Genomic DNA, 25,223 nt, shown 5'->3' with positions numbered 1-25,223 from the left:
AGCGTCAACGCCTGTTTCAGGGCCTTTCAGCGGTGGCCGGGCGGTCCGGCGCGGCTGGGCCGTCCGGCGGCCGGCGACCGCGGCGGGAGCTCCTGAGAGAAGCGTGGACCGGGCACCCAGGGGGCGGCTAGCGTGGCGACAGGGGATGAACCAACATCGCTGGTCATGCCTCACGTTGGGCGAGGTGTTTCCGGCCACGTCCTGGATCGGGAAGGTGGTGGGGCTCGCGGGATCCGCGGGTCCGACGGCGTGGACGTTCCTGGCGCTACCTCTGCGGGACGACGGGGCCACGGGCGGGTGACGGAGGCCACGTGGGGCGCGGCCCCGTACCCGGTCGTACTGGCCGACGCCGACGGCCGGGTGGTGGGACTGAACCAGGCCGCCATCCGGCTGTTCCCACGTGCGGAGCCGGGGACGAGCCTCGCGGCGACGATGCCCGGATGGCTGGCGGAGGCCCACCGCGACGCGTACGCGTCCGGCGCCGATACCGGGCCCGTGCGGGGTGAGGCGGGTCAACGCAGCCTCACGGCGTACCCGGCCCCCGCCCCGGACGGGAACGTGATGTGGTGGCTGGTCGACGAGACCGACCGGCGGCGGGCCGAGGCTGCTCGGCGGCGGGCCGAGGGCGAACTGGCGGCGGAACGGGAGAGCATGGCGCTCCTGGCGGAGGCGGCCAACGCCCTGCTGTCGACGTTGAACGTCGACCGGTGCACGGAGGCCACGGCACGGCTGGCGGCCGAGTACCTGGCCGACGCCGCGGTACTCGTCGTGCACGCCGAGGGGCGCCGCCCGCCGCTGGTCCTGGCGGCCCACGGGGGCGAGGTGTCCCGTCTCACCGCGCCGGTCGTCCTCGCCGAGGTGCCCGGGCTGAACGAGGCGCTGCGGCACTTTCCGCCGGTCCCCTCTCGCTGGATCGACCCGTGCGAGCTGCCGTCGTGGGCCGTTCCCGAGGGTTTTCGCGGGCCGGTCGGCACGGCGGTCGTGACACCGCTGCCCGGCGTGTGCGCTCCGGCCGGCGCGCTCATCCTGCTGTGCCGTGGTGACCGGCCGGTGTTCGGCGAGAACGAGGACAGGTTCGCCCGGCTGTTCGCGGCGCGGGCCGGCGCGGCGCTGTCGGCGGCCGGCATGTACGCCGAGCAGGCCGGGATCACCACGATCCTCATGCGCGACCTGCTGCCGCCCCGGCTGCACCGCGTCCACGGCGTGGACTTCGCCGGACGGTACCGCGCGTCGGTACGCAGCGAGCTCGTGGGCGGTGACTTCTACGAGGTCCATCCCGGCGCGGATGAGACGGCCGAGTCCCTCGTCGCCCTCGGCGACGTGTGCGGCAAGGGGCTGGAGGCGGCGGTCACCACCGGGAAGATCCGTACCACGTTGCGTGCGCTGCTGCCCATGGCCGGAGACCACCTGCGGATGCTGTCCCTGCTCAACGGCGCTCTGCTGGAAACGGAATCGAGCCGGTTCGCCACCGTCGTGCTGGCGTCCGCGGTGCGGGCCGGTGATCGCGTACGACTGAGGCTGACCAGCGCGGGGCATCCACCGCCGTTGATCGTGCGCTCCGGCGGCGTCGTCGAGGAGGCCGCTACCCAGGGCCTCCTGATCGGGGCGTTCCCCGAGATCGAGGCGATCACCGTCCAGGCCGAACTCGCGCCGGGCGAGACCTGCGTGTTGTACACCGACGGCATCACCGAGGCCCGCGGTGGCCCGCTCGGCGACGCCATGTTCGGCGAGCGGCGGCTGATGGACGTGCTCTCCGAATGCGAGGGGATGCCCGCCGCGGCCATCGTGGAGCACGTGCAGATGCTCGCGGCGCAGTGGGCCGGCAACCGCGACCACGACGACATGGCCATCGTGGCGATCAGCGCGCCGTACACCCGGAGCCCGTGACCGGAACGCCACTCACGAGGCGAGGAGACCGATGACGACCGCTTCGAACCGCCCGGACACGGGGACCCTCTCCGCCCGGCTGTGGGATGCCGTGCGGAAGGGCGACGAGGACGCCGCCGTCCAGGCCGTACTGTCGGCACTGGACGCCGGCCTGGACGCCGAGTCGGCGCTGCTGGACGTGGTCGCGCCGGTACAGGCCAGGGTCGGCGCCGAATGGGCCGCGAACCGGATGAGCGTCGCCCAGGAGCACGCCGCGACGGCCATCGACGACCATGTCGTCACCGCGGTGGCCCACCGTGTGTCCGGGTCCCATCGGCCGTCTCCGGGCCGGGTCACGGTGACCTGCGTCGACGGGGAGTGGCACGCCCTGCCCGCCCGCCTGCTGGCGGAGACCCTCCGGTTGCGGGACTGGCAGGTCGACTTCCTCGGCTGCCAGATACCCCTCCCGCACTTGATCGACCATCTGCACCGGACGGGACCCGACGCGCTGGCCCTGTCCTCCTCGATCCCCACCCGCCTGCCCACCGCGCACGCCACGATCGCCGCGTGCCAGGCCGCGGGCTTCCCCGTCATCGTCGGTGGCGCGGCCTTCGGCCCCGGCGGCTGCTACGCCGACCGGCTCGGCGCCGACGGTTGGGCCCCCGACGCGCGTGCCGCGGCCGGCCTCCTCACCGAGATCGTGGCTCGGCGGTTCGGCCGGCAGCCTCCCCAGCGGTCGGTGAACGACCTGCCGCACCTGGCCGACCGGGAGTACACAAGCCTCACCCACGACGCCCACCGGCACGTCGCAGCGGTCCTCGGCGCGCTGCGGCAGCGGTTCCCGGCGATGGCCGAATACGACGAGCAGCAGCGGGAGCGCACCGCCGAGGACCTCGCCCACATCGTGGACTTCCTGAGCGTCGCCCTCTATCTGGATGATCCCGAGCTGTTCACGCGTTTCATCGCCTGGATCGGCGACATCCTCACCGCGCGCGGCGTCCCCGCGCGTTCGGTGGCCCTGGCCCTGGCCCTGGATCTGCTGGCCGAACGGGTGAAGGACCTGCCCCGCGCCGTCGCCCTGCTCCGCGAGGGCCGAGCGGCCCTGCGCGAGGCCACCTCCCACCTGCCGGAGACGTCGGCATGACCGGTCGCGGAAGCCGTCTCCCGGGAGCGGAGGTGGGGGGCCGGTTCGGTGCCGGTGTGGCGTACGGTTCTGGCTGATGCGGATCACTACGCGGAACGCGCGCTTCCAGCAGTGGGCGGCGCTGCTCACCAACCGGACGAAGCGCCAGCGCTCAGGGGAGTTCCTGGTGCAGGGCGTGCGGCCGATCACGCTCGCCGTCGAGCACGGGCGGCCGATTCGTACCCTGCTGTACGCGCAGGGGCGGCGGCTGTCGTCCTGGGCGCAGGGCGTGCTGGACGAGACGACGGCCGAGCGGGTCGAGATGGCGCCGGAGTTGCTGGACGAGCTGGCCGGCAAGGAGGACGCCGAGCTGGTGGCCGTCGCGGCGCTGCCACCCGACGACCTGGGGCGGATCACCCCCGACGGGCCCGTGATCGTCTTCGACCGGGCCGCCGAGCCGGGCAACATCGGCACCGTCGTCCGCTCGGCCGACGCCTTCGGGGCCTCCGGGGTCATCGTGACCGGCCACGCCGCCGACCCGTACGACCCCAAGTCCGTGCGCGCCAGCACCGGGTCGCTGTTCGCCCTGCCGGTCGTACGGGCGGCGGCCCCCCGCCAGGTGGTCGACTGGGCGCGGGAGAACGGGCTGGCCATCGTGGGGACGGACGAGTCCGGCACCGTGGACGTCGGCGACCATGACCTGCGGGGTCCGGTGCTGCTCGTCATCGGCAACGAGACGCGTGGGATGAGCGGTGCCTGGAACGCGGCGTGTGACGCGATCGTCCGGATCCCGATCGTGGGGGCGGCGAGTTCGCTCAACGCCGCGTCCGCGGCGACGGTCTTCCTCTACGAGGCCGTCCGGCAACGCGGCGTGGCCGCGAAGACGGTGTGAGAAAAAATAAGAAGTCGCAGGTAGAAAATACGTTGCCCCGATCCTGCGGGCGATCGTACGCTTCTCGCGAGCACTTGAACGGCTCCGCTCCGCGGAGCCTCGATCGGATGAGTGGAGGTGGCAGTCCGGTGAGGAAAACGCTGATTCTTACGACCTGGGCCGCCGCCTGCGCGCGTCCGGCGATGGTGTCCCTGAGCGGCTCCACCGTTGTCCCCGCGTCGCTGTCGAGCCTCGAGTCCCGGTATGCGTCCGTCGAAGGCGGACGTGTGCGACCCGGCGGCATCGATCTGCAGGCGTGGCATGTCCTTGGGATGTTCCCGGCCACCCAGACGAATGCCCAGGTCAAGGGCGCTGCTAACAAGCGCGCCGGAGTGGGTCCGTACCCCTGGAGACCACCGGAGCAATAGCTCCGAGCAGGCCTCCAGGCCGCGGATCCCGACCCGGGAACCGCGGCCTTTTTGTTTGGCCAGACCGTCCGAGCCAACGAGACCACATCAAGAGAGGGGTAAAGACCGTGGAACTCGCGCTGACCGCGATCAGCGAGAACCTGGATCTTCCCTGCCGGACCGAGCCTGAGCTGTTCTTCGCCGAGTCACCGCAGGACGTCGAGCTGGCCAAGGCGCTGTGCGCCGAGTGCCCGATCCGGCGCACCTGCCTCGCCGGGGCCAAGGAGCGCCGGGAGCCCTGGGGCGTCTGGGGCGGAGAGCTGTTCGTACGGGGCGTCGTCGTCCCCCGGAAGCGGCCGCGGGGTCGCCCGCGCAAGAACGCCGACGTGGTGGCGGCATGACGCACCGACCGGAACTTCCCATCGACATGGAGAACGAGCAGAAGATGAGCTTGCTCAGCATTGAACTGTCCCAGGAACGAATACGGGACGCCGAGCGGGTGGCCGCGAGCCGCCGCGACGCCGCCCAGGTCCGCGCCATGCGGCGGGCCCGGCGCGACGCCGAGGTGACCGCGGTCCGCCTCCGGCGCCTACTGACCACGCGCTGACGCGACAGCCGACGCGCCTCCCGAAGGAAACGGGCCCCCGGCACCACACGGCCGGGGGCCCGTCGCCTGCGCGTGGACGATGTGGCGTGGCTCTCGGACGGCGCGTTCGGCTTCCGCGCGTGTCGACGATCGGGGATGCTGTGAGGGAGCCGGATGGAGGGGGCGCGGGGATGGTCAGCTGTTCGTCGTGTGGAGCCACCGCTGAGGCACCGCTGGGCTGGATGACCGAGATCACCGAGCGGGGCCCGGTCTACCTGTGCGACCGCTGCAGCCGGGAGAACATCCGGTCCATCGAGGGCCGGCTGGATCCCGTCTACTGGTAGGCGGCGCCGTCAGCTCGCGATCTCGTCGTCGTTCTCATCGTCGGCGAGATCGTCGGGAAAGTCGTCGGTGAAGTCCGGGTCGTCGTCCTCGGCGAACCCGGGCACCCACGTCAGCGCCTCGTCGCGGAAGCGGCCCTCGGCCTCGAGCTGGCACAGCACGCCGGTGCCGGCCGCCACCACGCGGTGGATCAGCACGTACGACGGCGGCAGGTTGAGCTGCCGGACGACGTTCGTGGGACGCAGGTCGGTGACCCGGGCGGCCTCTTGGCGCAGCCACTCCCGGCTGAACTTGAACGTCTCCTCGACGAGCGGTTCGGCGATCGGGCCGATGAAGGCGTGCAGCGAGTCCGGGTCGACCTCGACGCCCTCGCGGATGAAGTCCTCCTCGCGCAGCGCCTTCATGATCTGGTCGATGTCGCCCATCGTCCCGATCCGCATCAGAATGCCGATGCGCCGGTGGAAACCACCGGGCAGCCGGTCGACGGCGCCGAAGTCGATGACGCCGAGCCGCCCGTCGTCGAGCAGCCGGAAGTTGCCGGGGTGCGGATCGGCGTGCAGCAGCCCGCAGCGCGCCGGCCCGGAGAACAGGAACCGGCAGTAGAGCAGGCCCGCGTGGTCGCGCTCCTCCTGGGTGCCGTCGCTGATGATGGCCGACAGCGGGGTGCCGTCGATCCATTCGGTGACGAGCACGTGCCCGGACTGGGCGACGACGTCGGGGATGACGAAGTCGGGGTCGTCGGCGTACGCCTCGGCGAAGGCCGCCTGCGACTCCGCCTCGATCGTGTAGTCGAGCTCCTCGGCGATCCGGCGCCTCAGCTCGGCCAGCATCGTCTTGACGTCCAGACCCGGCGTGAGCACCGCGAACAGCTTGCTCAGCCGGGCCAGCTGGTTGAAGTCGCTCAGCAGCGCCTTGCCCGCCCCGGGGTACTGCACCTTGACGGCCACGGTGCGGCCGTCGTGCCAGACGGCCTTGTGGACCTGGCCGATCGAGGCCGCCGCGGCCGGCCGGTCGTCGAACTCGGCGAAGTCGTCGCGCCAGTCCGGGCCGAGTGCCTCGGCCAGCACCTTGTGCACCGTCGCCGCGGGCAGCGGCGGGGCGGCCTCCTGGAGGCGGGTGAGCGTGGCGCGGTACGGGCCGGCGATCTCGGGTGGCAGCGCCGCCTCGAAGATCGACAGCATCTGGCCGACCTTCATCGCGCCGCCCTTGAGCTCGCCGAGCACCTTGAAGAGCTGCTCGGCGGTGCGCTGCTGGATCTCGGTCGCGACGAGCTCGGCGGGCCTGCCGAAGGTGCGCTTGCCGACACCGAGGGCGGTGCGCCCGGCGAAGCCGATGGGGAGGGAGGCCAGCTTGGCGGTCCGCGTCACAGCGCGGCGGGGGAGATCGCTCATTGAGTACCTGCTCTCAGCGCATCCGCGAGGCGGCCGTGCCTGCCGGTTCCGCACGGTCACCTCATTCTCGGCGAGGCGCGCCGTTGGTTCCACATCCGGCCGGGGGAGCATCTGGGGCCGCCCGCTCCCTCCATCGTGCGTTAGCCGGACGACCAGTGCAAACGGGCGGGTGTGTGCTATCTCACGTCTCGCCCGGTGGTCGGGGTCGCCGGGCGAGCCCGACCGCCGTTCGTCCACCGTAGGCCCACAGGGCATGCCGAGCCTGTGGAAAACCTGCGCAAAGCGTGTGGACAGCCCTGGGGATGTTCGAAATTGCGCCGTCTCTACCAGCGAAAACGCGACTCACCCCCTGTGGAGAAATCAAAGTTTTCGATACGGTGCTTACCGTGCCCCCCACAGGCGAGATAGAGGTGCGTCGCAGCGCCCGGCGTCGGCGGACGGTCACCGCCCGCCGAGACGGCGACAAGACAGTGGTGATGGTCCCCGCCGGGCTGAGCGCCGCCGAAGAGCGCGAGTGGATCGACACGGTCCTCAAGCGGCTGGCCGCTCGCGAGCAGCGCAGGCGCCCGAGCGACGACGCGCTGCACGACCGGGCGCGGGAGCTGTCGCGACGCTACCTCGACGGCCGGGCCGCGCCGGCCAGTGTCCGCTGGGTGACCAACCAGCGCAGCCGCTGGGGCTCGTGCACTCCCGACGACGGCACGATCCGGCTGTCCACGCAGTTGCGCGGGATGCCAGGCTGGGTCGTCGACTACGTTCTCCTGCACGAGCTCACCCATCTGCTCGTTCCCGGGCACGGGCCGCCGTTCTGGGAGCTGGTCAACCGCTATCCCCGGACGGAGCGGGCCCGCGGCTATCTTGAGGGTGTGGCCGCGACCGCCGGGCTTCCGCTGACGGACGGCGATCAGCCGCGCGAGCGGCCTCTCGGCACCGACGACCTGCCGGGCCGGGACGGCGATCCGCTGCTGGACGGAGCGCCGTTGCTGGATGGAGCGCCGTTGCTGGACGGGGACTGCGCGCGGTGACGCGCCGGTACGCCGCCGTCCTGGCCGGGACGGACACGGCGGCCCCGCCCGGCACCGATCCCGACGAATACCGGCTCGCCCTGCTCGAGGACACCTACGAGGTGGTGGCCGGGCTGGAGTTCGTCACGCCGGTGCTCGCGCTGCCCGCCCCCGACCCCGACGCCGAGGCCGTCACCTGGCCGGGCACGCCCGTGCTGCGGGTGACCGGACTCGACGCGTTGCTGCACGCCCTGCACGAGTTGGGCGCCGAGCACGCCGCCGTCGTCGCGCCCGACGCGCCGGACCTGCCGGCCCTGCTCCTCGGCAAGCTCTTCCGCGCCCTCGGCAGCGGGCAGGTCGCCGTCTGCCCGGCGGCCGGCGGCGGGCTGGTCGCGCTCGCGGCCCGGCTCCCCGCGCCCGCCTGGCTGTCCGGGATCGACCTGGACACCCCGAACGCCCCCGCCCGGCTGCGCAAGGCCGCCGGCACCCCCGGCGCCGTACGCTCCGCGCCGGGCTGGCATCGGCTGCGCGCGCCCGCCGACGTCTCGCTCCTCGACCCCGGCCTGGAGGGCTGGGAAAACACCCGAGCCCTGCTCACGGGTAACTGAGCGGGTTACCGAGCAGGTCACGGGGCGGGTTACACCCTTATGTCTCACGCGTTACATTGACCGGCTCTGCAAACGTTTGCATAGTTTCATGCATCCAGGCCGACCCTTGAGGAGCCGCGGTGCCGGTGACCATCCAGGACGTAGCCCGCGAGGCGGGAGTCTCGGTGTCGACCGTGTCCCGGGCGTTCACCGTTCCGGACCTGGTCAAGGAGGAGACCCGGCAGCACGTGCTGCAGACCGCGGAACGGCTCGGGTACCGCCCGAACCGCGCCGCCCGTGGACTGATCACCGGAAAGACCGGGAACTTCGGCGTGATCGTCCCCGACCTGTCCAACCCGTTCTTCCCCACCGTGCTGAAGGGCGTGCAGGCCAGGGCCCGCGAGGCGGACTACGCCGTCTTCCTCGCGGACTGCGACGAGAACGCCACCGAGGAGATGGCCCTCGTCCAGGCCATGGCCAAGCAGGTCGACGGCGTCATCCTCTGCTCGTCGCGGATGACCCAGAACCAACTCGATCGCGTGGTCGGGACGACCTCGCTGGTCTTCATCAACCGCCAGGTGCGCGACAACCCGGCGGTGCTGATGGGGGCGGCGGGCGGCATGCGCCAGGCCATCGACCACCTCGCCGCGCTCGGACACCGCCGGGTCGCGTTCCTCAACGGCCCGAAGGCGTCCTGGTCCAACCGGGAGCGACGGCGCGGCCTGCGCCAGGCCGCCCGGCACGACATGGAGATCGTGGAGCTGGGGCCGTTCGCCCCGCGCTTCGAGGCCGGGCCGCACGCGGCCGACCTGGTGATCGCCGAGGGCGTCACCGCGATCATCGCCTTCAACGACCTGCTGGCGCTGGGGGTGATGTCCCGGCTGGCCGATCGGGGCGTCGCGGTACCCGAGGAGATGAGCGTCGTCGGCTTCGACGACATCCCGATGGCGGGCATGGCCACCCCGCCGCTGACCACCGTCGCCATGCAGAACGAGCGGGCCGGCCGCGCGGCCGTCGACCTGCTCGTGAACCTCCTGACCGTCTCCGGCGCCGACGCGGGGGATCTCCGCCGGGAACTCGATTGCCAGTTGATCGTGCGGGCCTCGACCACGGTCCCCGCCCGGTCGTGATCGGAAGGAAGATCCCTCATGCGCGGTAAGAAATGGTGCCTCGCGACGGCGTTCGTCCTCACGGTGAGCGCGTGCGGTTCGCCGAACTCGGGGGGCGGGGCCAAGGCGGTCACGCCGGACAAGGTGCCCGACAACCCGAAGAACCCGGTGACCCTCAACATCATCGACGTCGCGGGCAACCTGCAGCTCACCCAGGGAATGATCGACGAGTTCGTCAAGACGCACCCCAAGGTGATCAAGAAGGTCACCTACACGAAGGCCACCGCCCCGGAGCTGCCCGGCAAGATCAAGGCGCAGCAGAGCGCCGGTCAGGTGCAGATCGGCCTCGTCCTCACCGGGACCGACGGCCTGTCCGCGGGCGTCGACCAGAACCTGTGGGTCAAGACCGACGACTACTCCGGCCGCATCGGGAACCCGAACTACCTGGAGCCGGCCGCGAAGATGCAGGAGCTGGCGCAGGGGCACGGCGTCGAGCTCGTGTACTACCCGTCCGGCCCGCTCATCGAGTACAACCCGCAGAAGGTGCCCAACCCGCCGACGACCGCTGACGAACTGCTCGCCTGGGCGAAGGCGCACCCGAAGAAGTTCCAGTACGCCCGGCCCGCCAACTCCGGCCCCGGCCGTACGTTCCTGATGGGCCTGCCGTACCTCCTCGGTGACTCGAACCCCAAGGACCCGCAGGGCGGCTGGACCAAGACCTGGAACTACCTGTCGGAGCTCGGCAAGTACGTCGACTACTACCCCTCGAAGACCTCCGAGACGATGACCAACCTGGCCAACGGGTCGGTCGACATGATCGCCACCACCACCGGCTGGGACATCAACCCGCGCGCGCTCGGCCAGGTGCCGGCCGGTGACAAGGTCACCTACCTCAAGGGCATGCACTGGGTGACGGACGCGCAGTACGCCACGATCCCGAGCGGCGTGTCCGCCGACGTGATCTCCGCGGACATCCAGCTCATGAAGTGGATGCTCACCCCGCAGCAGCAGGCCAAGGCGTACGACACCGGCTACTTCTACCCCGGCCCGGCGGTGAACGGCGTGACCGTCTCCATGGCCCCGGCCAAGTCGCAGCAGGTCATCCAGCAGTTCGGGCGCCCGGAGTACGACAAGTGGATCGTCCAGTTCCCCAAGGAGACGTCCCTGCCCGCCAAGCAGCAGGTCACCGCGTTCGACCAGTGGGACCGGACCGTCGGCGGCGGCAAGGTGCACAAGTGAGCCGGCCGTCGACCAAGATCTCGGAACTGCGGCTCGACCAGGTGAGCCGCGCGTTCGGGGGCGTACGGGCCCTGGACGGGCTCGACCTGACGATCACGGGCGGGGAGTTCGTCGCGCTGCTCGGCCCGTCCGGCTGCGGCAAGTCCACCGCGCTGAACTGCCTGGCCGGGCTGCTGCCGCTGACCGGCGGCACGATCACCCTGGACGACCGGAGGATCGACACCCTGCAGCCGGAGCAGCGCGGCTTCGGCATGGTGTTCCAGAACTACGCGCTGTTCCCGCACATGTCGGTGCGCTCGAACATCGGCTTTGGCCTGCGCATGGCCAAGGTCCCCAAGGCCGACGCGCGGCGCCGGGTGGACGAGGCCCTCGGACTCGTCCAGTTGGAGGAGCACGCGGACAAGTTCCCGGGGCAGCTGTCCGGCGGCCAGCAGCAGCGGGTCGCGATCGCCCGCGCGATCGTCCTCGAACCGCCGCTGGTCCTGATGGACGAGCCCCTGTCGAACCTCGACGCGAAACTGCGGCTGGAGATGCGCACCGAGATCAAGCGCATCCACCAGACGCTGGGACTGACCACCATCTACGTCACGCACGACCAGGAGGAAGCGCTTTCCCTGGCCGACCGCCTCGTCCTGCTCCGTAAGGGCACGGTGCAGCAGATCGGCTCGCCCGAGGAGGTCTACACCGAGCCGGCCAACCGGTTCGTCGCCGGCTTCATGGGCTACCGCAACGAGCTGGAGCTGCCCGTCTCGCAGGTCAACGAGAAGACCGTCGTGCTGGACGGGTTCGGCGGCGGGCTCACCGGCGTACGGCGTGACGACCTCGGTGAGCGGGCGGTCGCCGCGATCCGGCCCGAGGACTTCACCGTCGGCGACGGCCCGAACGCCACCGAGGTCACCGTCGAGGTCGTGGAGTACCAGGGCCGCGAGCAGGCGATCCAGGCCCGTACCGACGACGGCGTCGATCTGCACCTGCGGGCCGGGACGCGCCTCGCGCCCGGCGACCGGGTCACGGTGTCGGTGCCGCCGGAGCGGGTGCTGGTGTTCGCCGCGGAGAGCCCGGCGGCGCCCGAGGAGGTGGCGTAGGTGGCGGCGCCGGCCGTCGCGTCGCCGCGGATCTCGCTGCGGCACCGGCTCGCCGAACGCGGCCTCGACCGTACGCTGCTGCTCCTGCTGCCCGCGGTCGTGTTCGTGGTCGCGCTGTTCATCTACCCGTTCGTGTACGGCCTGCAGTTGTCGTTCCAGCCGCAGGCCGGCTCGGACGCGGCGAACAAGTATGGCACCGGGCCGTTCGCGGACTACCGGCTGTTCTTCGCCGATCCGTACCTGCGCGACACGATCTGGACGACGCTGAAGATCGGCCTGCCGGCCGCGCTGTTCAACGTGCTGGCCTCGGTGCCGATCGCGTACCGGATGCGCGGGAGGTTCCGCGGCAAGCGGACCATCACCACGATCCTCGTGGTGCCGATCACGCTCGGCACGGTGCTGACGGCGGAGGGCCTGCTGGCCTTCATGGGGCCGACGGGCTGGCTGAACCGGATCCTGCTGGACCTCGGGATCGTCGACCACCCGGTGCGCCTCACCCACAACTACTGGGGCGTCGTCTTCTCGCTGGTCATCACCGGGTTTCCGTTCGCCTTCCTGCTGACCCTGTCGTACCTGACCGGGATCGACCCGACGCTGGAACGGGCCGCCTCGACGCTCGGGGCGGGCTGGTTCCAGCGGTTCCGGCACATCACGCTGCCGCTGCTGGCGCCGGGCCTGGCCATCACGTTCTGCCTGTCGTTCGTGCTGGCCTTCTCGGTGTTCCCCTCGGCGATCATGGTCGGGGAGCCCGCGCGGCAGACACGGGTGATCTCGATCGCCGCGTTCCACGCCGCCTTCGAGCAGTACGACTACTCCATGGCCTCGGCCATCGCGATGATCATGGGCGCCGTCGAGCTGATCGTGATCGGCCTCGTCCTCGGCTGGCGCGCCCGCCTGTACCGCGGAGCGACGGGAGGCAAGGGATGACCGCTGTCATGGAAGCGCCGCCCGCGGCCGAGGAGAGGACGCCGCGGCGGATCGCGCTGCGGCCCGGAGCCTGGATCGTGTGGGGCTCCGTCGTCTTCTTCCTGCTCATCCTGCTCGGCGTCGTCGGCGCGGTCGTCGTCGACTCCTTCGGCCGGAAGTGGTTCGGCGGCTGGCTGCCGAAGGGCTGGACGACCCACTGGTACGGCGCGACGTGGCGGGAGTTCGACCTCGGCGGCGTCCTCACCGTGACGCTGGAGGTCGCGCTCGCCGTCGTGGTGGTCTCCGTCCTGGTCGGCGTCCCGGCCGCGTACGCGCTGGCCCGCCGGAACTTCCCCGGCAAGCGGGTGCTGATGGTGGCGTTCCTGCTGCCGATCCTCATTCCGCCGATCACGTACGGCGTGCCGCTGGCCACCGTGCTCTACAAGTTCCATCTGGCCGGGAAACTGAGCGGCGTCATCCTGGCCAACCTCGTGCCGGCGGTGCCGTTCGTCATCCTCGTCATGACGCCGTTCATCGAGCAGATCGACCCGAAGATCGAGGCGGCCGCCCGCATGTGTGGCGCCAAGACCCGGGTCATCTTCACGCGGATCCTCGGCCCGCTGCTGATCCCCGGCATGCTGGCCGCCGCGATCCTCGTGCTCGTGCGTACGGTGGGCATGTTCGAGCTGACGTTCCTCACCGCCGGGGCGGACAGCCAGACCCTCGTCGTCGCGCTGTACTACTCGGTCTCGGCCGCGGGCATCCGCGCGCAGCAGGAGATCGACGCGATGGCGGTCATCTACACCCTGTCCATGCTGGTGCTGCTCGTCGCGGCACTGCGCTTCGTCAACCCCACCCAGCTGGTCACCCAGATCAAGGAGAGAGATTGAAGACCCTGCTGACCCCGGGCAAGGACACCGAGCTGATCGGCCTCGGCCTGGCCGACCTGGCCGAGGGCGAGACCCTGGAGCTGAACCGCGACGAGGAGGTCGCCGCGGTCGTCCTCTCGGGCGTCGTCGACGTGGACGGGCTGGGCACGGCCGGCGGCCGCAGCGGTGTGTTCGACGGTCCCGGCCACACGGTGTACGCCCCACCGGGACACCCGCTGACGTTCCGGGCGACCGGCGGACCGGCGCAGATCGTCATCGCGACCGCGCCGCTGGGCGACGGCACGCCGGGCGAGGCGCGGATCATCGGCCCGGGCGACCAGGAGATCGCCGAGCGCGGCGAGGGTAACTGGTCCCGTACGGTCCGGACGATCCTCGGCCCCGGCGACTCCGCCGGCCGGCTGCTGCTCGGTGAGACGATCAACCCGCCGGGGAACTGGTCCAGCTACCCGCCGCACAAGCACGACACCCACGAGCCGCCCCGCGAGGTCAAGCTCGAGGAGGTCTACCTGTTCAAGGTGGAGCCGGAGAACGGCTTCGGTGTGCAGATCCGGTACGACGGCGAGGGCGAGGAGTGCTTCACCGTCCGCGACGGCGACGTGGCGGCGATCCCGGCCGGCTACCACCCGGTCGTCGCGGCACCCGGGTACCGGCTCTGCTACCTGTGGGTCATGGCGGGGCAGGGCCGGCAGATGATCCCGTACCTCGACCCCGAGCACGCCTGGGTGCAGAACGGCTGATCGCATGGATGCTCGGCGTGCGGATGCCGCAGACCCGGGGGAGGGAGCGTCCTTCCAGGGGATCGTCCGCCCGGACGGCCGGGTCGGCACCCGCAACCACATCGGCATCCTCACGTCGGTGAACTGCTCCGCGACGGTCGCGAAGATGATCGCGAGCCGGTCGGCGGCCCTCGCGGAGGAGTTCCCGAACGTGGACGGCGTCGTGGCGCTCACGCACGGCACCGGGTGCGGGATGGCCGCCGACGGCGACGGCATCCGGCTGCTGCGGCGCACCTTGAACGGCTACGCGCGGCACCCGAACTTCGCCGCCCTGCTCGTGGTCGGCCTCGGCTGCGAGGTCGCCCAGCTCACCGGGTTCGACCTGCCCGAGGGCACGCCGACGATGACGATCCAGGAGATGGGCGGCACGGCGGCGACCGTACGACGCGGTGTCGAGCTGATCCGCGACCTGCTGCCGGAGGCGAACCGCGTCGAGCGCGTCCCGGTGCCGGCCGCCGAACTCGTCCTCGGCCTGGCCGGCACCGGCACGGGCGGCCCCGGGAACGCGGTGCTCGGCGCGGCGGTCGACCTGCTCGTACGGCACGGCGGGACCGCGATCCTGGCCGGGACGCCGCAGCTGTACGGCGCGGAGCACCTGCTCGCGGGCCGCGCCGTCTCTCCGGAGGTCGGTGAGCGGCTCGTCGAACGGGTCCGCTGGTGGGACAGGTACGCCGGGATCTCCCCGGCCGCGCCGGAGCAGGCGGTCGCCAAGGGCGGCACGTCGCCGCTGACCGCGGTCCACGAGTACGCCGAGCCCGTCACCGAGCGCGGGCTCGTCTTCATGGACACGCCGGGGCGGCCCGAGGTCTCCGCGACCGGGCAGGTGGCGGGCGGCGCGACCGTCATGTGCTGCACGACCGGCGGCGGGCCGGCCGACGGCTGCCGCCCGGCGCCCGGCCTGAACCTGGCCGCGACCGGCGCGGCGTACCGGGCGCCGGCCGAGGACCTGGACCTCGACCTGTCCGACGGCTCGGTGACCGGCGAACGGCTGTTCCGGCTGGTGCTGGAGGTCGCCTCGGGCCGCAGGACGGCGGGCGAGGAGCTCGGCTTCGGCGACGACGACTTCGCGCCCTGGCAGATCGGGGCGGTCATGTGAACACGCATCAATGGGAGGACACCATGCGGCTGTCCCTGACGACCCGGCCGCGGCCGGTGCCGTCGTCGGTGGGGATCGTGCACCTGGGCATCGGCGCGTTCCACCGGGCGCACCAGGCGGTCTACACCGAGGACGCCGGTGACGGCTGGGGGATCTGCGGGATCACCCAGCGCAGCGCGACCGTGGTCGACCAACTGGCTCCGCAGGACGGGCTGTACAGCGTGCTCGAACGCGGATCCGAGGGCGTGTCGGCGCGGATCATCGGCGCGGTACGGGAGGTGCGCACCGGCGACGCGACCGCCGAGCGCATCGCCGATTCGGCCGTGCGGATCGTCTCGCTGACCGTTACGGAGAAGGGCTACCGGCACGACCCGGCGACCGGGCGGCTGCGGATGGACGACCCGGAGGTCTGCCTCGACCTCACCGGCCGCGAGCCGCGCACGGTGCTCGGCCGGCTCGTCCGGGGCCTGTCCCGGCGGGAGGCGCCGGTGACCGTCCTGTGCTGCGACAACCTGACCGCCAACGGCGCGACGCTGCGCGGCATGGTCGAGGAGTACGCCGAGCGCGCGGGCGTGAAGATCACCTGTGCCACGGCGTTCCCGGCGACGATGGTCGACCGGATCGTGCCCGCGACCACGCCTGCGGACCTGGACGAGGCCGAGCGCCTGCTCGGCGTCCGCGACCACGGCGTCGTCGTGACCGAGCCGTTCACGCAGTGGGTGATCGAGGACTCCTTCGCGGCGGGCCGTCCCGCCTGGGACAAGGCCGGCGCGATCTTCACCGGCGACGTCGCGCCGTACGAGCTGATGAAGCTCCGGCTGCTCAACGGCTCCCACTCGATGCTGGCCTACCTCGGCTCGCGGTTCGAGTACGCCGCCGAGGCGGTGGACGCGCTGGGCGACGCCGTGCGCCGCTACATGGACGAGGACGCCACCCCGACGCTCACCGTGCCGGCCGGCTTCGACCTGGAGGAGTACAAGGCGTCGCTGCTCACCCGGTTCGCCAACCCGGCGCTGAGGCACCGGACCGCGCAGATCGCGATGGACGGCTCGCAGAAGCTCCCGCAGCGGCTGCTCGGCGTCGTCCGCGACCGCCTCGCGGCCGGCGCCGAGCCCCGCTGGGCCGCGCTGGCCGTCGCGGCGTGGATGCGGCACGTCTGGACCGCGAAGGAGCTCGACGACCCGCTCGCCGACCACCTGCGCATGGCCGTCTCCCGGGCGGGCCGGCCGGACGAGGTGGTCGACGCGCTCCTGGGGATCACCGAGGTGTTCGGGCCGGACCTCCGCGAGTTCCGCGTCTTCCGCGACCTGCTCGTCGAGCACCTGACCGAGCTGACCGCGGACGGCTCGCCGTACTGATCAGCCGAACCAGCGCCGTACGGCCGCGCGCAGCCCGTCCAGTTCGGCGGCGTCCGGGCGGGCGGCGGCCGACGCCCAGGCGACGTAGCAGTCCGGCCGCAGGAGCAGGGCGGTGGCCGGCGGCTCGGGACCGTCCGCGCGCGCGGTGACGAGGTCGATCCGGTCGGCGGACACCGCCTGCCCGAGGGAGGCGTCCTCGGTCAGGTCCAGCAGCATGGGCCGCCCGGATCGGGCCAGCTCCGCCAGCCGCACCGTCCTCGTGGCCGTGCGCAGCGTCAGGTCCGGCGCCCACCGTCCGACGAGGGGGTGCGCGTCGCGTACGCCCATGTCGTAGCGGAGGTCCGCGCCGGCCATCATCTCCGCGATGCGCTTCACGTTGGCCGGGTCGCGGAGCAGCTCGCCGAACAGCTCGCGTAGCGCGGTGACCGCACTGCCGGGGGCGATTAGAGTGGACTGCGCCTGTGTGTGCATGACGACGCGCTCGGCGGCGGGCCGCCGCTCGGTCTCGTACGTGTCGAGCAGCCCCGTCGGGGCCTGCCCGCGGAGCTCGGCGGCGAGCTTCCAGCCGAGGTTCACGGTGTCCTGCAGACCGAGGTTGAGCCCCGGCCCGCCGATCGCGGAGTGCACGTGGGCCGCGTCGCCGACCAGGAGCACCCGCCGGTCGCGGAACCGCTCGGCCACGCGCGTGTTCCCGCCGGTCAACCGGCGCAGCATGGGGGGCCCGTCGCCCTTCGGCGGCTCGAGCGGCATGTCGACGCCGAGCACCCGCTGGATGCTCTCCCGCATCTCCTCCAGCGTCATGGGGTCGGTCTCGGCCTCGGGCTTCTCCCACTCCAGCGTGGTGACCAGCGGCTCCCGGCCGGGGAACGGCGCGAAGACGAAGAGCCCGCGCTCGGTGCGGTGGTGCAGGAAGGGCGGGATGACCCCGTAGCCGGGGACGTCCAGGGTCCCGGTCGCCGGGTCCACCCACGCGGCGGGCGGGTAGGCGGTCACGGTACGGGAGACGCTGTCGTCCCTGCTCACGCCGGGGAACTCGATGCCGGACAGCTTCCGCGTCACGCTGCGTCCGCCGTCCGCGCCGACCAGGTACCGGGCGCGGAGCCGGTAGGAGCCGTCCGGCCCCGCGACCGTGGCGGTGACGGCCTCGTCGTCCTGCTCGATGTCGACGAGGCCGTGGCCGTACCGGATCTCCGCGCCGAGCTCGACCGCGCGCTCCGCGAGGACCTGCGCGATGCGGACCTGAGGCACCGGGAGCAGGTGGATCGGGTTGTCCTCCAGAGGGCTCAGGTCCAGGGGGAGGGCGCCGAAGACGTATCCGGGGACGGGCGCCGGCGGTTCCTTGCTCTCGCTGAGGCGCTCGTACAGGCCACGGCGGTCGAGCGCGCGCACGACCTGGCCGACCAGGCCGTTCGCGCGGGGCTCCGTGCTCGGCTGCGGCAGCCGCTCCAGCACGATCGGGCGCAGTCCGGCGAGGCCGAGCTCGCACGCCAGCATCAGGCCGTTCGGGCCGGCACCGGCGATGACGACGTCGTTGATCATCAGAGTTCTCCTGTCGAAGGGCATGACGGGATGGCCCGGCGGCCACCGGCGCTTCGCGGCGGCGCGGGCTGTCGAAGGGAGGGGGTCAGGGGACGGGCAGGCCGGCCCAGAGCCGGTCGAACACCTCGTTCATCAACCGGGCGACCGGGACGGAGGAGTCGGCGCGCAGCCAGTGGTCGATGGCGACCGTGGCGGCCGTGCCGGTCACGCCGGCGACGAGGGCCGGATAGACGTCGCGGTCCGCGTCCGTGCCGGTCCGCTCGGCGATCGCCTTGGCCAGCTCCCCTTGGATGATCATGTTGGCCTTGAGGAACTCGCCCTGCACGTCGGGCTCGGTGAGCATGAGACGGATGCCGCCGACCCACTCCCGGCTGGGCGGCTGCCCGCCCTCGCCGCCCTCCGGAGTGAACCGCGCCCGGACCACCTGGGTGATCGCCTCGCGCAGCGGCTCGTCCGCAGGGCGGGCCCGCAGGTCGTCCGCGACGCGCAGCATCCGGTCCAGGTGCCAGGCGGTGAACGCCTCGGCCTTGCTGGAGAAGTAGTTGCGGAAGGTGCGGACCGAGACGTTCGCCTCGGCGGTGATGTCCTCGATCGTCACCGCGTCCCAGCCGCGCTCGACGCTCAGGCGGATCGTCGCCCAGCTCAACGCCGCACGCGTCTCCCGCTTCTTCCGTTCCCGCAGCCCCAGGGGAGCCCCTTCGCCATCGACCATGAGGTCACCGTAACGGATCTTGCCGAAGAGGAAAAGATGCCGTCACGGCAAGATTTTCGGTATTGAAACGGGTTCTAGTTCTGCTTAGGCTCGCGTCGTGATCCTCGATCGTTTCCGACTGACCGACCGGGCCGCGATCGTGACGGGCGCCGGACGCGGGATCGGAGCCGCGACCGCGGTCGCGCTCGCCCAGGCCGGCGCCGACGTGCTCGTCTCCGCCCGCAGCGAGGACCAGCTCCGCAAGGTCGCCCGCGAGATCGAGGACGCCGGGCGGCGGGCGGTCGTCGTGGCCGCCGACCTCACCGACCTGACGGCCGCCGCCGGGCTGGCCGCGGCGGCGGCCGAGGCGTTCGGCCGGATCGACGTGGTGGTGAACAACGTCGGCGGCACCCTGCCGCGGGCGTTCCTCGACACGACCGACGAGTTCCTGGCCGAGGCGTTCCACTTCAACGTCGGCATCGCGCACGCCCTGACCCGCGCGGCCGTGCCGCACATGACCGAGGGCGCCGTCGTCAACATCTCCTCGGTGATGGGCCGCGTCACCGGCCGCGGCTTCCTGGCGTACGGCACGGTCAAGGCGGCGCTGGCGCACTACACCCGGATGGCGGCGCGCGACCTGGCGCCGCGGATCCGCGTCAACGCGATCGCCGCCGGCGCGGTCGCCACGTCCGCACTGGAGATCGTGACCGGCAACGACGAGCTGCGGACGGCCGTGGAGAACAACACCCCGCTCGGTCGCATCGGCGACCCGGAGGACATCGCCGCGGCCGTGCTCTATCTCGCCTCGCCCGCGGGCGCGTTCGTCACCGGCCGCGTCCTCGAGGTCGACGGCGGCACCGACCAGCCGACCCTGGACCTCGGTCTGCCCGACCTGTGATCTCCCGGCACGGCCGGAGCCGTGATCAAGCGAGCGTGTCCTCATCATCCGCCCGGCTTCGGCCGGATGTTAATGATCTTTCTGGTCGTCCGCTCGTAGAATCGATCGCCGGTGATCGCCGCACGCCGTGCAGAGGCGCGCGGCGTTGGCCGGTCTACCGGTACGCCCCGGACCGGTGCGTGCAGGTCTCGGGTGACATCACGACCAGCAGCGGGGTCAGCGGGAGCTACACGAGCGGCCTGGTCGCCTGCGGCTGACCACGTGACCGCCATCGGCCCGGCCCCGGGCCGACGGCGGCGGCGGCGTACCGACGGTCCTCCCTTGTAACTTGTTCTAGCGCTGTTTACGATCTTGCCGTGCTTCCGGTCCGCCTTCGACCAGAGAGGCCCGCATGACGTATCGCGTGGTGCTGTGGGGCACCGGGAACGTCGGCCGTAACGCGCTGATCGGCATCACCGCACGCCCCGACCTGGAACTTGCGGGAGTCTGGGTCTCCAACCCGGCCAAAGTGGGCAAGAACGCCGGAGAGCTGGCCGGGATCGGCGCGCTCGGCGTGACCGCCACGAACGACGCCGACGCCGTCCTCGCCCTCCGGCCCGACTGCGTCGTCTACACGTCCATGGCCGACGTACGGCTCGCCGAGGCCCTCGACGACCTGCAGCGCATTCTCCGCGCGGGCGTCAACGTCGTCTCGTCCAGCCCCGTCTTCCTGCAGTTCCCCGACGAGGCCATGGGTTCGCCGATCCGGCAGGCCGCCCTCGACGGCGGCGTCTCGATCTGGGTGAACGGCGTCGACCCCGGCTTCGCCAACGACTGGCTGCCGCTGACCGTCACGAGCATCAGCGAGCGCATCACCGAGGTGCGCTGCCTGGAGATCCTCAACTACGCGACGTACGACCAGGCCACCGTGCTCTTCGACATCATGGGCTTCGGCCGTCCGATGGACGACGTGCCGATGCTGCTCCAGCCGGGCGTGCTGTCCCTCGCCTGGGGCAGCGTCGTCCGCCAGCTCGCCGCCGGCCTCGACGTCGAGCTGGACGGCCTGGAGGAGTGGTACACCCGCCTGCCCGCCCCGGAGGCGTTCGACGTCGACGCCGGCCGGATCGAGAAGGGCACCGCCGCCGCGCTGCGCTTCGAGCTGCGCGGGATGCGCGGCGGTCGTCCGGTCATCGTGCTGGAACACGTCACCCGGCTGCGCGACGACCTGGCCCCCGACTGGCCGCAGCCTGCGGGCAAGGGCTGCTACCGCGTCGAGGTGCGCGGCGAGCCGAACTACACCGTCGACCTGCAACTCCTCGGCACCGACGGCGACCACAACACGGCCGGCCTCAAGGCCACCGCGATGCGCCTCGTCAACGCCGTCCCCACCGTCGTCCAGGCCGCCCCGGGCCTCCTCACCGCCCTCGACCTCCCGCTGATCACCGGCCAGGGCCTCGTCGTCTGATCTCCACCGGAGGTCAGAGGATCAGGCCCTCGCCGTCCATCCAGCGGACGAGGTCGTTCCGGTCGACGAGGACGAGCCTGCCATCGGCCTCCGCCAGCGCGGGCCTCGTGAAGGTGCTCGAGGTGACCAGCACGCCGACGTGACCGGCGTAACCGCCGTGCACGGCGCCGATCAGGTTGCGGATCCGGTCCGAGCCGACGGTCTTCTTCTGGCGTTTGCACTGCACCGCGACCCGGCGCCCGTCGGGGGAGAACGCGGTCACGTCGACGCCGCGGTCACCGGCCCGGCCGACGACCTGGACCGAGCGGTAGCCGTCCCGCTCGAGCAGTCTGGCGACGAGATCCTCGAACTGGGCCCCGGTCATGACATCGACACGATTGAGGTTCGCGATCGCGCGCAGCTGCTCCTCGCGCATCCTGGCCTGGTGCCGCCGCACGGCGGTCGTGACGAGCCCGGCGACCAGCAGGACCAGCGCGATCGCGGCCACGGTGACGATCCACGGCCAGTACGCGGCGACGAATCGGACCAGCAGGTAGAGAAGGCCGGCGCAGGCGCCCCCGGCGATCAGGGCGCCGAGAGCGAGAGCAAGGTAACGGAGGACGGGATGGAGCGAGTCGTTCTTCGGGAGACGGCGAACCGGGGGCTCTTTCATGGCACCTCTTGCTCGATCGCTCGGCTGCGCAAAGGATGACATGGGCCGCTGACAGTTCGGTGTGGGAGTAGTCGAGCGGGGACGGAGATACGGGATGACATCGATCGTGATCGCCGGCGGGGGCGTCGGCGGGCTGACGGCGGCGCTGGCGCTCGGCAAGGCCGGGTTCGAGGTCGCCGTGTACGAGGCGCATCCGGTCGCCGACGCGGACATCGGCGCGTTCCTCACGCTGGCGAGCAACGGGATGGTCGCACTGGCGCAGCTCGACGCCGCCCGGCCGGTCGCCGAGGCCGGGTTCCCGCTCACCGCTCTGCGCCTGACCGACGACACGGGAGCCGAGATCGCCGTCCGGCCGATGGGCGGGCACGACGATCCCCTGACCCGTTACCGCTGCCTGCTCCGCGCGGAGCTCTGCGCGGTGCTGCGGTCCGAGGCGCTGCGCCGGGGGATCCCGATCCGGCACGGGAAGCGGCTGGTCGCCGCGGCCGAGGACGCCACCGGCGTCACCGCGCGGTTCGGCGACGGCGGCACCGCCCGCTGCGATCTGCTGATCGGCGCGGACGGGCTGAACTCCACCCTGCGGAGACTGATCGATCCGGCCGCCGCTCCACGACGTTACGCGGGTCAGCGCGTCTTCTACGGGTACGCCGCCGAGGCGCCGCGCGCGGAGCGGCCGGGAACGTTCGAGATGGTGCGGGGGAGCGAGGCCGCGTTCGGGTACGCCGTGTCGCCGGGCGGGACGACCTACTGGTTCGCCCGGGTCACGGGTGCGGAACTGTCCGCCGAGGAGATCGCGGCGGGCACGGCCGTGCGATGGAGGGCGGAGCTCCTTCCGCTCCTTCGCCGGGACGCCACGCCCGCCGCGGACATCGTCGCGGCGACCGGCGACCGGCTCATGGCGACCAACGCCCACGACCTCCCGGCCGTCGGACCGTGGCACACCCGCCGAATGCTGATCATCGGCGACGCCGCCCACGCCGCGTCGCCCGCGACCGGTCAGGGCGCATCCATGGCGATGGAGGACGCGGTCGTGCTGGCCAAGGCACTGCGCGACGCCGGCACGATCGACGCGGCGCTGGAAACGTACGAAGGGCTGCGGCGGCCGCGGACGGACGCGAATATCGCCGCCAGCGCCCGCATGACCGGCGCCAGGCCCGTACGCGCCGGCTCTGGAAGCGGCGGAGAAGCGTCCCGCTCCTCACCGAGCGGTGGGGACGAGGATCTGCTGCGCCTGCTCGACTGGACCTCTCGCCTCCCCTAGCGGCCGAGTATGCGGCTGAGCCACCGGGTTCGGGCGTGGCGGGCTTCGCGAGTGAGGGCCGCGGCGGGGGCGAAGGAGTCGAAGCCGTGGAAGGCGCCTGGCCAGACGTGGAGCTCGGCGTCGCCGCCGGCCCGCCAGATCGCGTGGGCGTAGGCGACGTTCTCGTCGCGGAAGGTCTCGGCCGAGCCGACGTCGATGTAGGTGGGCGGCAGCCCGCTCAGATCGGTGGCGCGGGCAGGAGCGGCGTACGGCGGCAGGTCCGGGGCGCCGTACCGGTCGCCCAGGTAGGCCTGCCAGGCGACGGCGGTCGAGGACCTGTCCCACAGGCCGACGCCGGCCATCTGGTGGGCGGAGAGGGTGTCGAGGCGGTCGTCGAGCATCGGGCACTGCAGGAGCTGCCCGATGGGTGCCGGTCCGTCGCCCCGGTCCCGGTTGAGCAGGGTCAGGGCCGCGGCGAGCCCGCCGCCGGCGCTCTTGCCCCCGATGATCAGGTGCTCGCCGTCGATGCCGAGCTCGTCCGCGTGGCCGACGGTCCAGAGGAGTCCGGCGTGGCAGTCCTCCAGCGGCCCGGGGTAGGGGGTCTCCGGCGCCAGCCGGTACTCCACGGACACGACGGCCAGGCCAAGCGGGGCGGACCAGTCGCGGAGGATCTTCGGCAGGACGGCCCAGGCGTTACCCATGACCATCCCGCCGCCGTGCATGTAGTACAGCACCGGCAGCGGCCCGGCGGCGTCGGCGGGCCGCGCGTACACCAGCGTGACGTCCGGACCCCCCTCGGCGCCGGGCACGCTCAGCTTTTCGACCGCGAAGCGGCCGTCGGCCCGTAGCTCCTCCTCGGTGGGCCGGGGCCGGCCGGCGGCGTCCCGTTCCCGCTGGGCGGCGAGGTTCTCCGGGGTGAGCCGTTCCCGCGACAGGTCGCCCAGGGCCGCCAGAGCGGCGCCCAGTTCGGGGTCGAGCGGCGGGGCCGTCCGCGCGGGGGCCGCTGCGGAGGCCGGCGAACCCGGGCGCCCGGTCATGACGTGGCGCTCGGGCAGGCGAAAAGACCGATCCGGGCCACGCCGAGCCGCCGACTCCCGGCACGCACGGCTACCGCGCCAGGCATGGATGTCGTGGAGATCACGAACCCAGCGAACCACAGGGCGCCGGTCAGGGCCGGCGCAGCCCGCAGCCGGCGGCCGAGGAGATCGGCGGGTTCACGTTGCACCTCTTGTGCTCCGCGCGGCAGAAGGGCCGCTCGGCGGCCGTACGTCGCCTCTTACCAGGGCAGCGGGCCGCCCTCGCTGTAGAACCCGCCAGTCGGGCCGTCCGCGCTGAGCGTGGCCAGGCGCACCACGATCGCGGCGCCCTGCGCGGGGGTGAGGTGGCCCTTGTGGTCGTTCATGTCGGTGTCGACGTAGCCGGGGGCGGCGGCGTTGACGAAGATGCCGTCCTTGCGCAGCTCATTGGCGTACTGCACGGTCAGCGCGTTCAGCGCGGTCTTGGATGGGGTGTACGCGGCAGACGTCGGCAGATCCGCCAGCGGGCTGTCCGGGTCGGCGGCGATGGCCAGCGATGCGGCGGCGCTGCTGACGTTGACGATGCGCGGCGCCGGCGATCGCCGCAGGAGCGGGAGCATGGCGTTGGTCACCGTGATCACCCCGAAGAGGTTGGTCTCGAACACCGCCCGGACCATGTCCAGGTCGACGGAGCTGGGGACCTGATCGAGGGCGTCTTCGGGCGCGACCTGCCCGGAGCCGGTGATGCCGGCGTTGTTGACCAGCGCGTCAAGGTGGCCGAAGCGCTCCTCCATCAGCCGCGCGGCCTCCTGGACGGTGGCCGGGTCGGTGACGTCGAGGGTGATCGCGTGCGCGTCGCCGCCCGCCGCGCGCAGGGCCGTGGCGGCCTCCTCGCCGCGCCGCGGGTCCCTGGCGCCGACCAGGACGGTCATGCCCAGCGCGGCGAGCTGCTCGGCGGTCGCGCGGCCGATGCCCTTGTTAGCCCCGGTGATCAGTGCGACCTGCTGGTGCGCGGTGTCCTCGGTCATGACAAAGTTCCTGTCCAAGAGGGTTCGATGCGGTAAATGCCCGCGGTGGGGCTTCCCGGTCGGCGGCGCGCCGAGGCCG

General features: G+C 72.0%; 24 protein-coding genes. 18 read left to right on the top strand and 6 right to left on the bottom strand.

Features of this window, described 5'->3' with window-relative positions; all coding sequences use genetic code 11:
* The first annotated feature begins 297 nt into the window (after window positions 1–297).
* The 5 genes from ABD978_RS14920 (at window position 298) to ABD978_RS14900 (ending at window position 4,874) form a co-directional block, all read left to right on the top strand.
* Window positions 298–1,887, top strand: coding sequence for a PP2C family protein-serine/threonine phosphatase (locus tag ABD978_RS14920; RefSeq protein WP_345353948.1), 1,590 nt, complete (start codon window positions 298–300; stop codon window positions 1,885–1,887).
* Between the two features lie 31 nt (window positions 1,888–1,918).
* Window positions 1,919–3,010 carry a cobalamin B12-binding domain-containing protein gene (locus ABD978_RS14915; protein WP_345353947.1) on the top strand — a complete coding sequence of 364 codons (1,092 nt, stop codon included), beginning with the start codon at window positions 1,919–1,921 and terminating at the stop codon, window positions 3,008–3,010.
* A gap of 76 nt (window positions 3,011–3,086) precedes the next feature.
* Window positions 3,087–3,881: a TrmH family RNA methyltransferase gene (locus tag ABD978_RS14910; RefSeq protein ID WP_345353946.1), complete on the top strand. Its 795-nt coding sequence runs from the start codon at window positions 3,087–3,089 to the stop codon at window positions 3,879–3,881.
* A 514-nt stretch (window positions 3,882–4,395) separates the two neighbouring features.
* Complete coding sequence (locus ABD978_RS14905) at window positions 4,396–4,668, top strand: WhiB family transcriptional regulator (RefSeq protein ID WP_345353945.1); 273 nt, start codon at window positions 4,396–4,398, stop codon at window positions 4,666–4,668.
* Window positions 4,665–4,874, top strand: a complete 210-nt coding sequence (locus ABD978_RS14900; RefSeq protein ID WP_345353944.1) for a hypothetical protein — start codon at window positions 4,665–4,667, stop codon at window positions 4,872–4,874. Before ABD978_RS14905 ends, ABD978_RS14900 begins: the two co-directional genes overlap by 4 nt.
* A 332-nt stretch (window positions 4,875–5,206) precedes the next feature.
* Here ABD978_RS14900 and ABD978_RS14895 read toward each other — a convergent pair whose 3' ends face one another.
* Window positions 5,207–6,586 (bottom strand): ABC1 kinase family protein, encoded by a 1,380-nt coding sequence (locus ABD978_RS14895; protein ID WP_345353943.1) that lies wholly within the window; start codon window positions 6,584–6,586, stop codon window positions 5,207–5,209.
* A gap of 476 nt (window positions 6,587–7,062) precedes the next feature.
* On the opposite strand from ABD978_RS14895, the gene ABD978_RS14890 reads away from it, so the two are divergent.
* The 10 genes from ABD978_RS14890 to ABD978_RS14845 all read left to right on the top strand — a co-directional run bounded on the left by ABD978_RS14890 (window position 7,063) and on the right by ABD978_RS14845 (window position 16,636).
* Entirely contained in the window at window positions 7,063–7,611 is a 549-nt protein-coding gene (locus tag ABD978_RS14890) for a M48 metallopeptidase family protein (RefSeq protein WP_425550731.1), read from the top strand.
* A complete protein-coding gene (locus ABD978_RS14885; RefSeq protein ID WP_345353941.1) occupies window positions 7,608–8,198 on the top strand; it encodes a glycosyltransferase family protein in 591 nt (196 codons plus the stop codon). The genes ABD978_RS14890 and ABD978_RS14885 overlap by 4 nt, the downstream gene beginning before the upstream one ends.
* 119 nt (window positions 8,199–8,317) lie before the next feature.
* Window positions 8,318–9,307 carry a LacI family DNA-binding transcriptional regulator gene (locus ABD978_RS14880; RefSeq protein WP_345353940.1) on the top strand — a complete coding sequence of 330 codons (990 nt, stop codon included), beginning with the start codon at window positions 8,318–8,320 and terminating at the stop codon, window positions 9,305–9,307.
* Window positions 9,308–9,325: 18 nt separating this feature from the next.
* Window positions 9,326–10,525, top strand: a complete 1,200-nt coding sequence (locus tag ABD978_RS14875) for an extracellular solute-binding protein (RefSeq protein ID WP_345353939.1) — start codon at window positions 9,326–9,328, stop codon at window positions 10,523–10,525.
* On the top strand, window positions 10,522–11,610 hold the full coding sequence (locus ABD978_RS14870) for an ABC transporter ATP-binding protein (RefSeq protein WP_345353938.1): 1,089 nt from the start codon (window positions 10,522–10,524) through the stop codon (window positions 11,608–11,610). Before ABD978_RS14875 ends, ABD978_RS14870 begins: the two co-directional genes overlap by 4 nt.
* A complete protein-coding gene (locus ABD978_RS14865; protein WP_345353937.1) occupies window positions 11,611–12,537 on the top strand; it encodes an ABC transporter permease in 927 nt (308 codons plus the stop codon). It begins immediately after the preceding gene.
* Window positions 12,534–13,406, top strand: a complete 873-nt coding sequence (locus ABD978_RS14860) for an ABC transporter permease (protein WP_345353936.1) — start codon at window positions 12,534–12,536, stop codon at window positions 13,404–13,406. The genes ABD978_RS14865 and ABD978_RS14860 overlap by 4 nt, the downstream gene beginning before the upstream one ends.
* Complete coding sequence (locus ABD978_RS14855) at window positions 13,403–14,143, top strand: 5-deoxy-glucuronate isomerase (RefSeq protein WP_345353935.1); 741 nt, start codon at window positions 13,403–13,405, stop codon at window positions 14,141–14,143. Before ABD978_RS14860 ends, ABD978_RS14855 begins: the two co-directional genes overlap by 4 nt.
* Window positions 14,144–14,147: 4 nt before the next feature.
* Window positions 14,148–15,278, top strand: a complete 1,131-nt coding sequence (locus ABD978_RS14850; protein ID WP_345353934.1) for a UxaA family hydrolase — start codon at window positions 14,148–14,150, stop codon at window positions 15,276–15,278.
* Window positions 15,279–15,301: 23 nt separating this feature from the next.
* Window positions 15,302–16,636: a mannitol dehydrogenase family protein gene (locus ABD978_RS14845; RefSeq protein WP_345353933.1), complete on the top strand. Its 1,335-nt coding sequence runs from the start codon at window positions 15,302–15,304 to the stop codon at window positions 16,634–16,636.
* Here the strand turns inward: ABD978_RS14845 and ABD978_RS14840 are convergent, their stop codons facing one another.
* Both ABD978_RS14840 and ABD978_RS14835 read right to left on the bottom strand, forming a co-directional pair.
* Complete coding sequence (locus ABD978_RS14840; protein ID WP_345353932.1) at window positions 16,637–18,175, bottom strand: FAD-dependent monooxygenase; 1,539 nt, start codon at window positions 18,173–18,175, stop codon at window positions 16,637–16,639.
* Between the two features lie 85 nt (window positions 18,176–18,260).
* A complete protein-coding gene (locus tag ABD978_RS14835; RefSeq protein ID WP_345353931.1) occupies window positions 18,261–18,887 on the bottom strand; it encodes a TetR/AcrR family transcriptional regulator in 627 nt (208 codons plus the stop codon).
* A 97-nt stretch (window positions 18,888–18,984) separates the two neighbouring features.
* Here ABD978_RS14835 and ABD978_RS14830 point away from each other — a divergent pair, with 97 nt between their 5' ends.
* Window positions 18,985–19,764, top strand: a complete 780-nt coding sequence (locus tag ABD978_RS14830) for an SDR family oxidoreductase (RefSeq protein ID WP_345353930.1) — start codon at window positions 18,985–18,987, stop codon at window positions 19,762–19,764.
* A gap of 391 nt (window positions 19,765–20,155) precedes the next feature.
* Complete coding sequence (locus ABD978_RS14825; protein WP_345353929.1) at window positions 20,156–21,208, top strand: NAD(P)H-dependent amine dehydrogenase family protein; 1,053 nt, start codon at window positions 20,156–20,158, stop codon at window positions 21,206–21,208.
* Between the two features lie 13 nt (window positions 21,209–21,221).
* Here the strand turns inward: ABD978_RS14825 and ABD978_RS14820 are convergent, their stop codons facing one another.
* Window positions 21,222–21,860, bottom strand: a complete 639-nt coding sequence (locus tag ABD978_RS14820; protein ID WP_345353928.1) for a restriction endonuclease — start codon at window positions 21,858–21,860, stop codon at window positions 21,222–21,224.
* Window positions 21,861–21,954: 94 nt separating this feature from the next.
* Between ABD978_RS14820 and ABD978_RS14815 the strand changes: the two genes are divergently transcribed.
* Window positions 21,955–23,121: an FAD-dependent monooxygenase gene (locus tag ABD978_RS14815; protein ID WP_345353927.1), complete on the top strand. Its 1,167-nt coding sequence runs from the start codon at window positions 21,955–21,957 to the stop codon at window positions 23,119–23,121.
* Here the strand turns inward: ABD978_RS14815 and ABD978_RS14810 are convergent.
* A complete protein-coding gene (locus ABD978_RS14810) occupies window positions 23,118–24,137 on the bottom strand; it encodes an alpha/beta hydrolase (RefSeq protein ID WP_345353926.1) in 1,020 nt (339 codons plus the stop codon). The two genes, ABD978_RS14815 and ABD978_RS14810, sit on opposite strands and share 4 nt — an antisense overlap.
* Window positions 24,138–24,376: 239 nt before the next feature.
* On the bottom strand, window positions 24,377–25,144 hold the full coding sequence (locus ABD978_RS14805) for an SDR family oxidoreductase (protein ID WP_345353925.1): 768 nt from the start codon (window positions 25,142–25,144) through the stop codon (window positions 24,377–24,379).
* Window positions 25,145–25,223 lie beyond the last annotated feature (79 nt).

The organism is Actinoallomurus liliacearum (assembly GCF_039542035.1).
Classification (GTDB): Bacteria; Actinomycetota; Actinomycetes; order Streptosporangiales; family Streptosporangiaceae; genus Actinoallomurus; species Actinoallomurus liliacearum.
The sequence above is the reverse complement of the archived record's forward strand: the minus strand, read 5'-3'. Positions and strand labels throughout refer to the sequence as shown.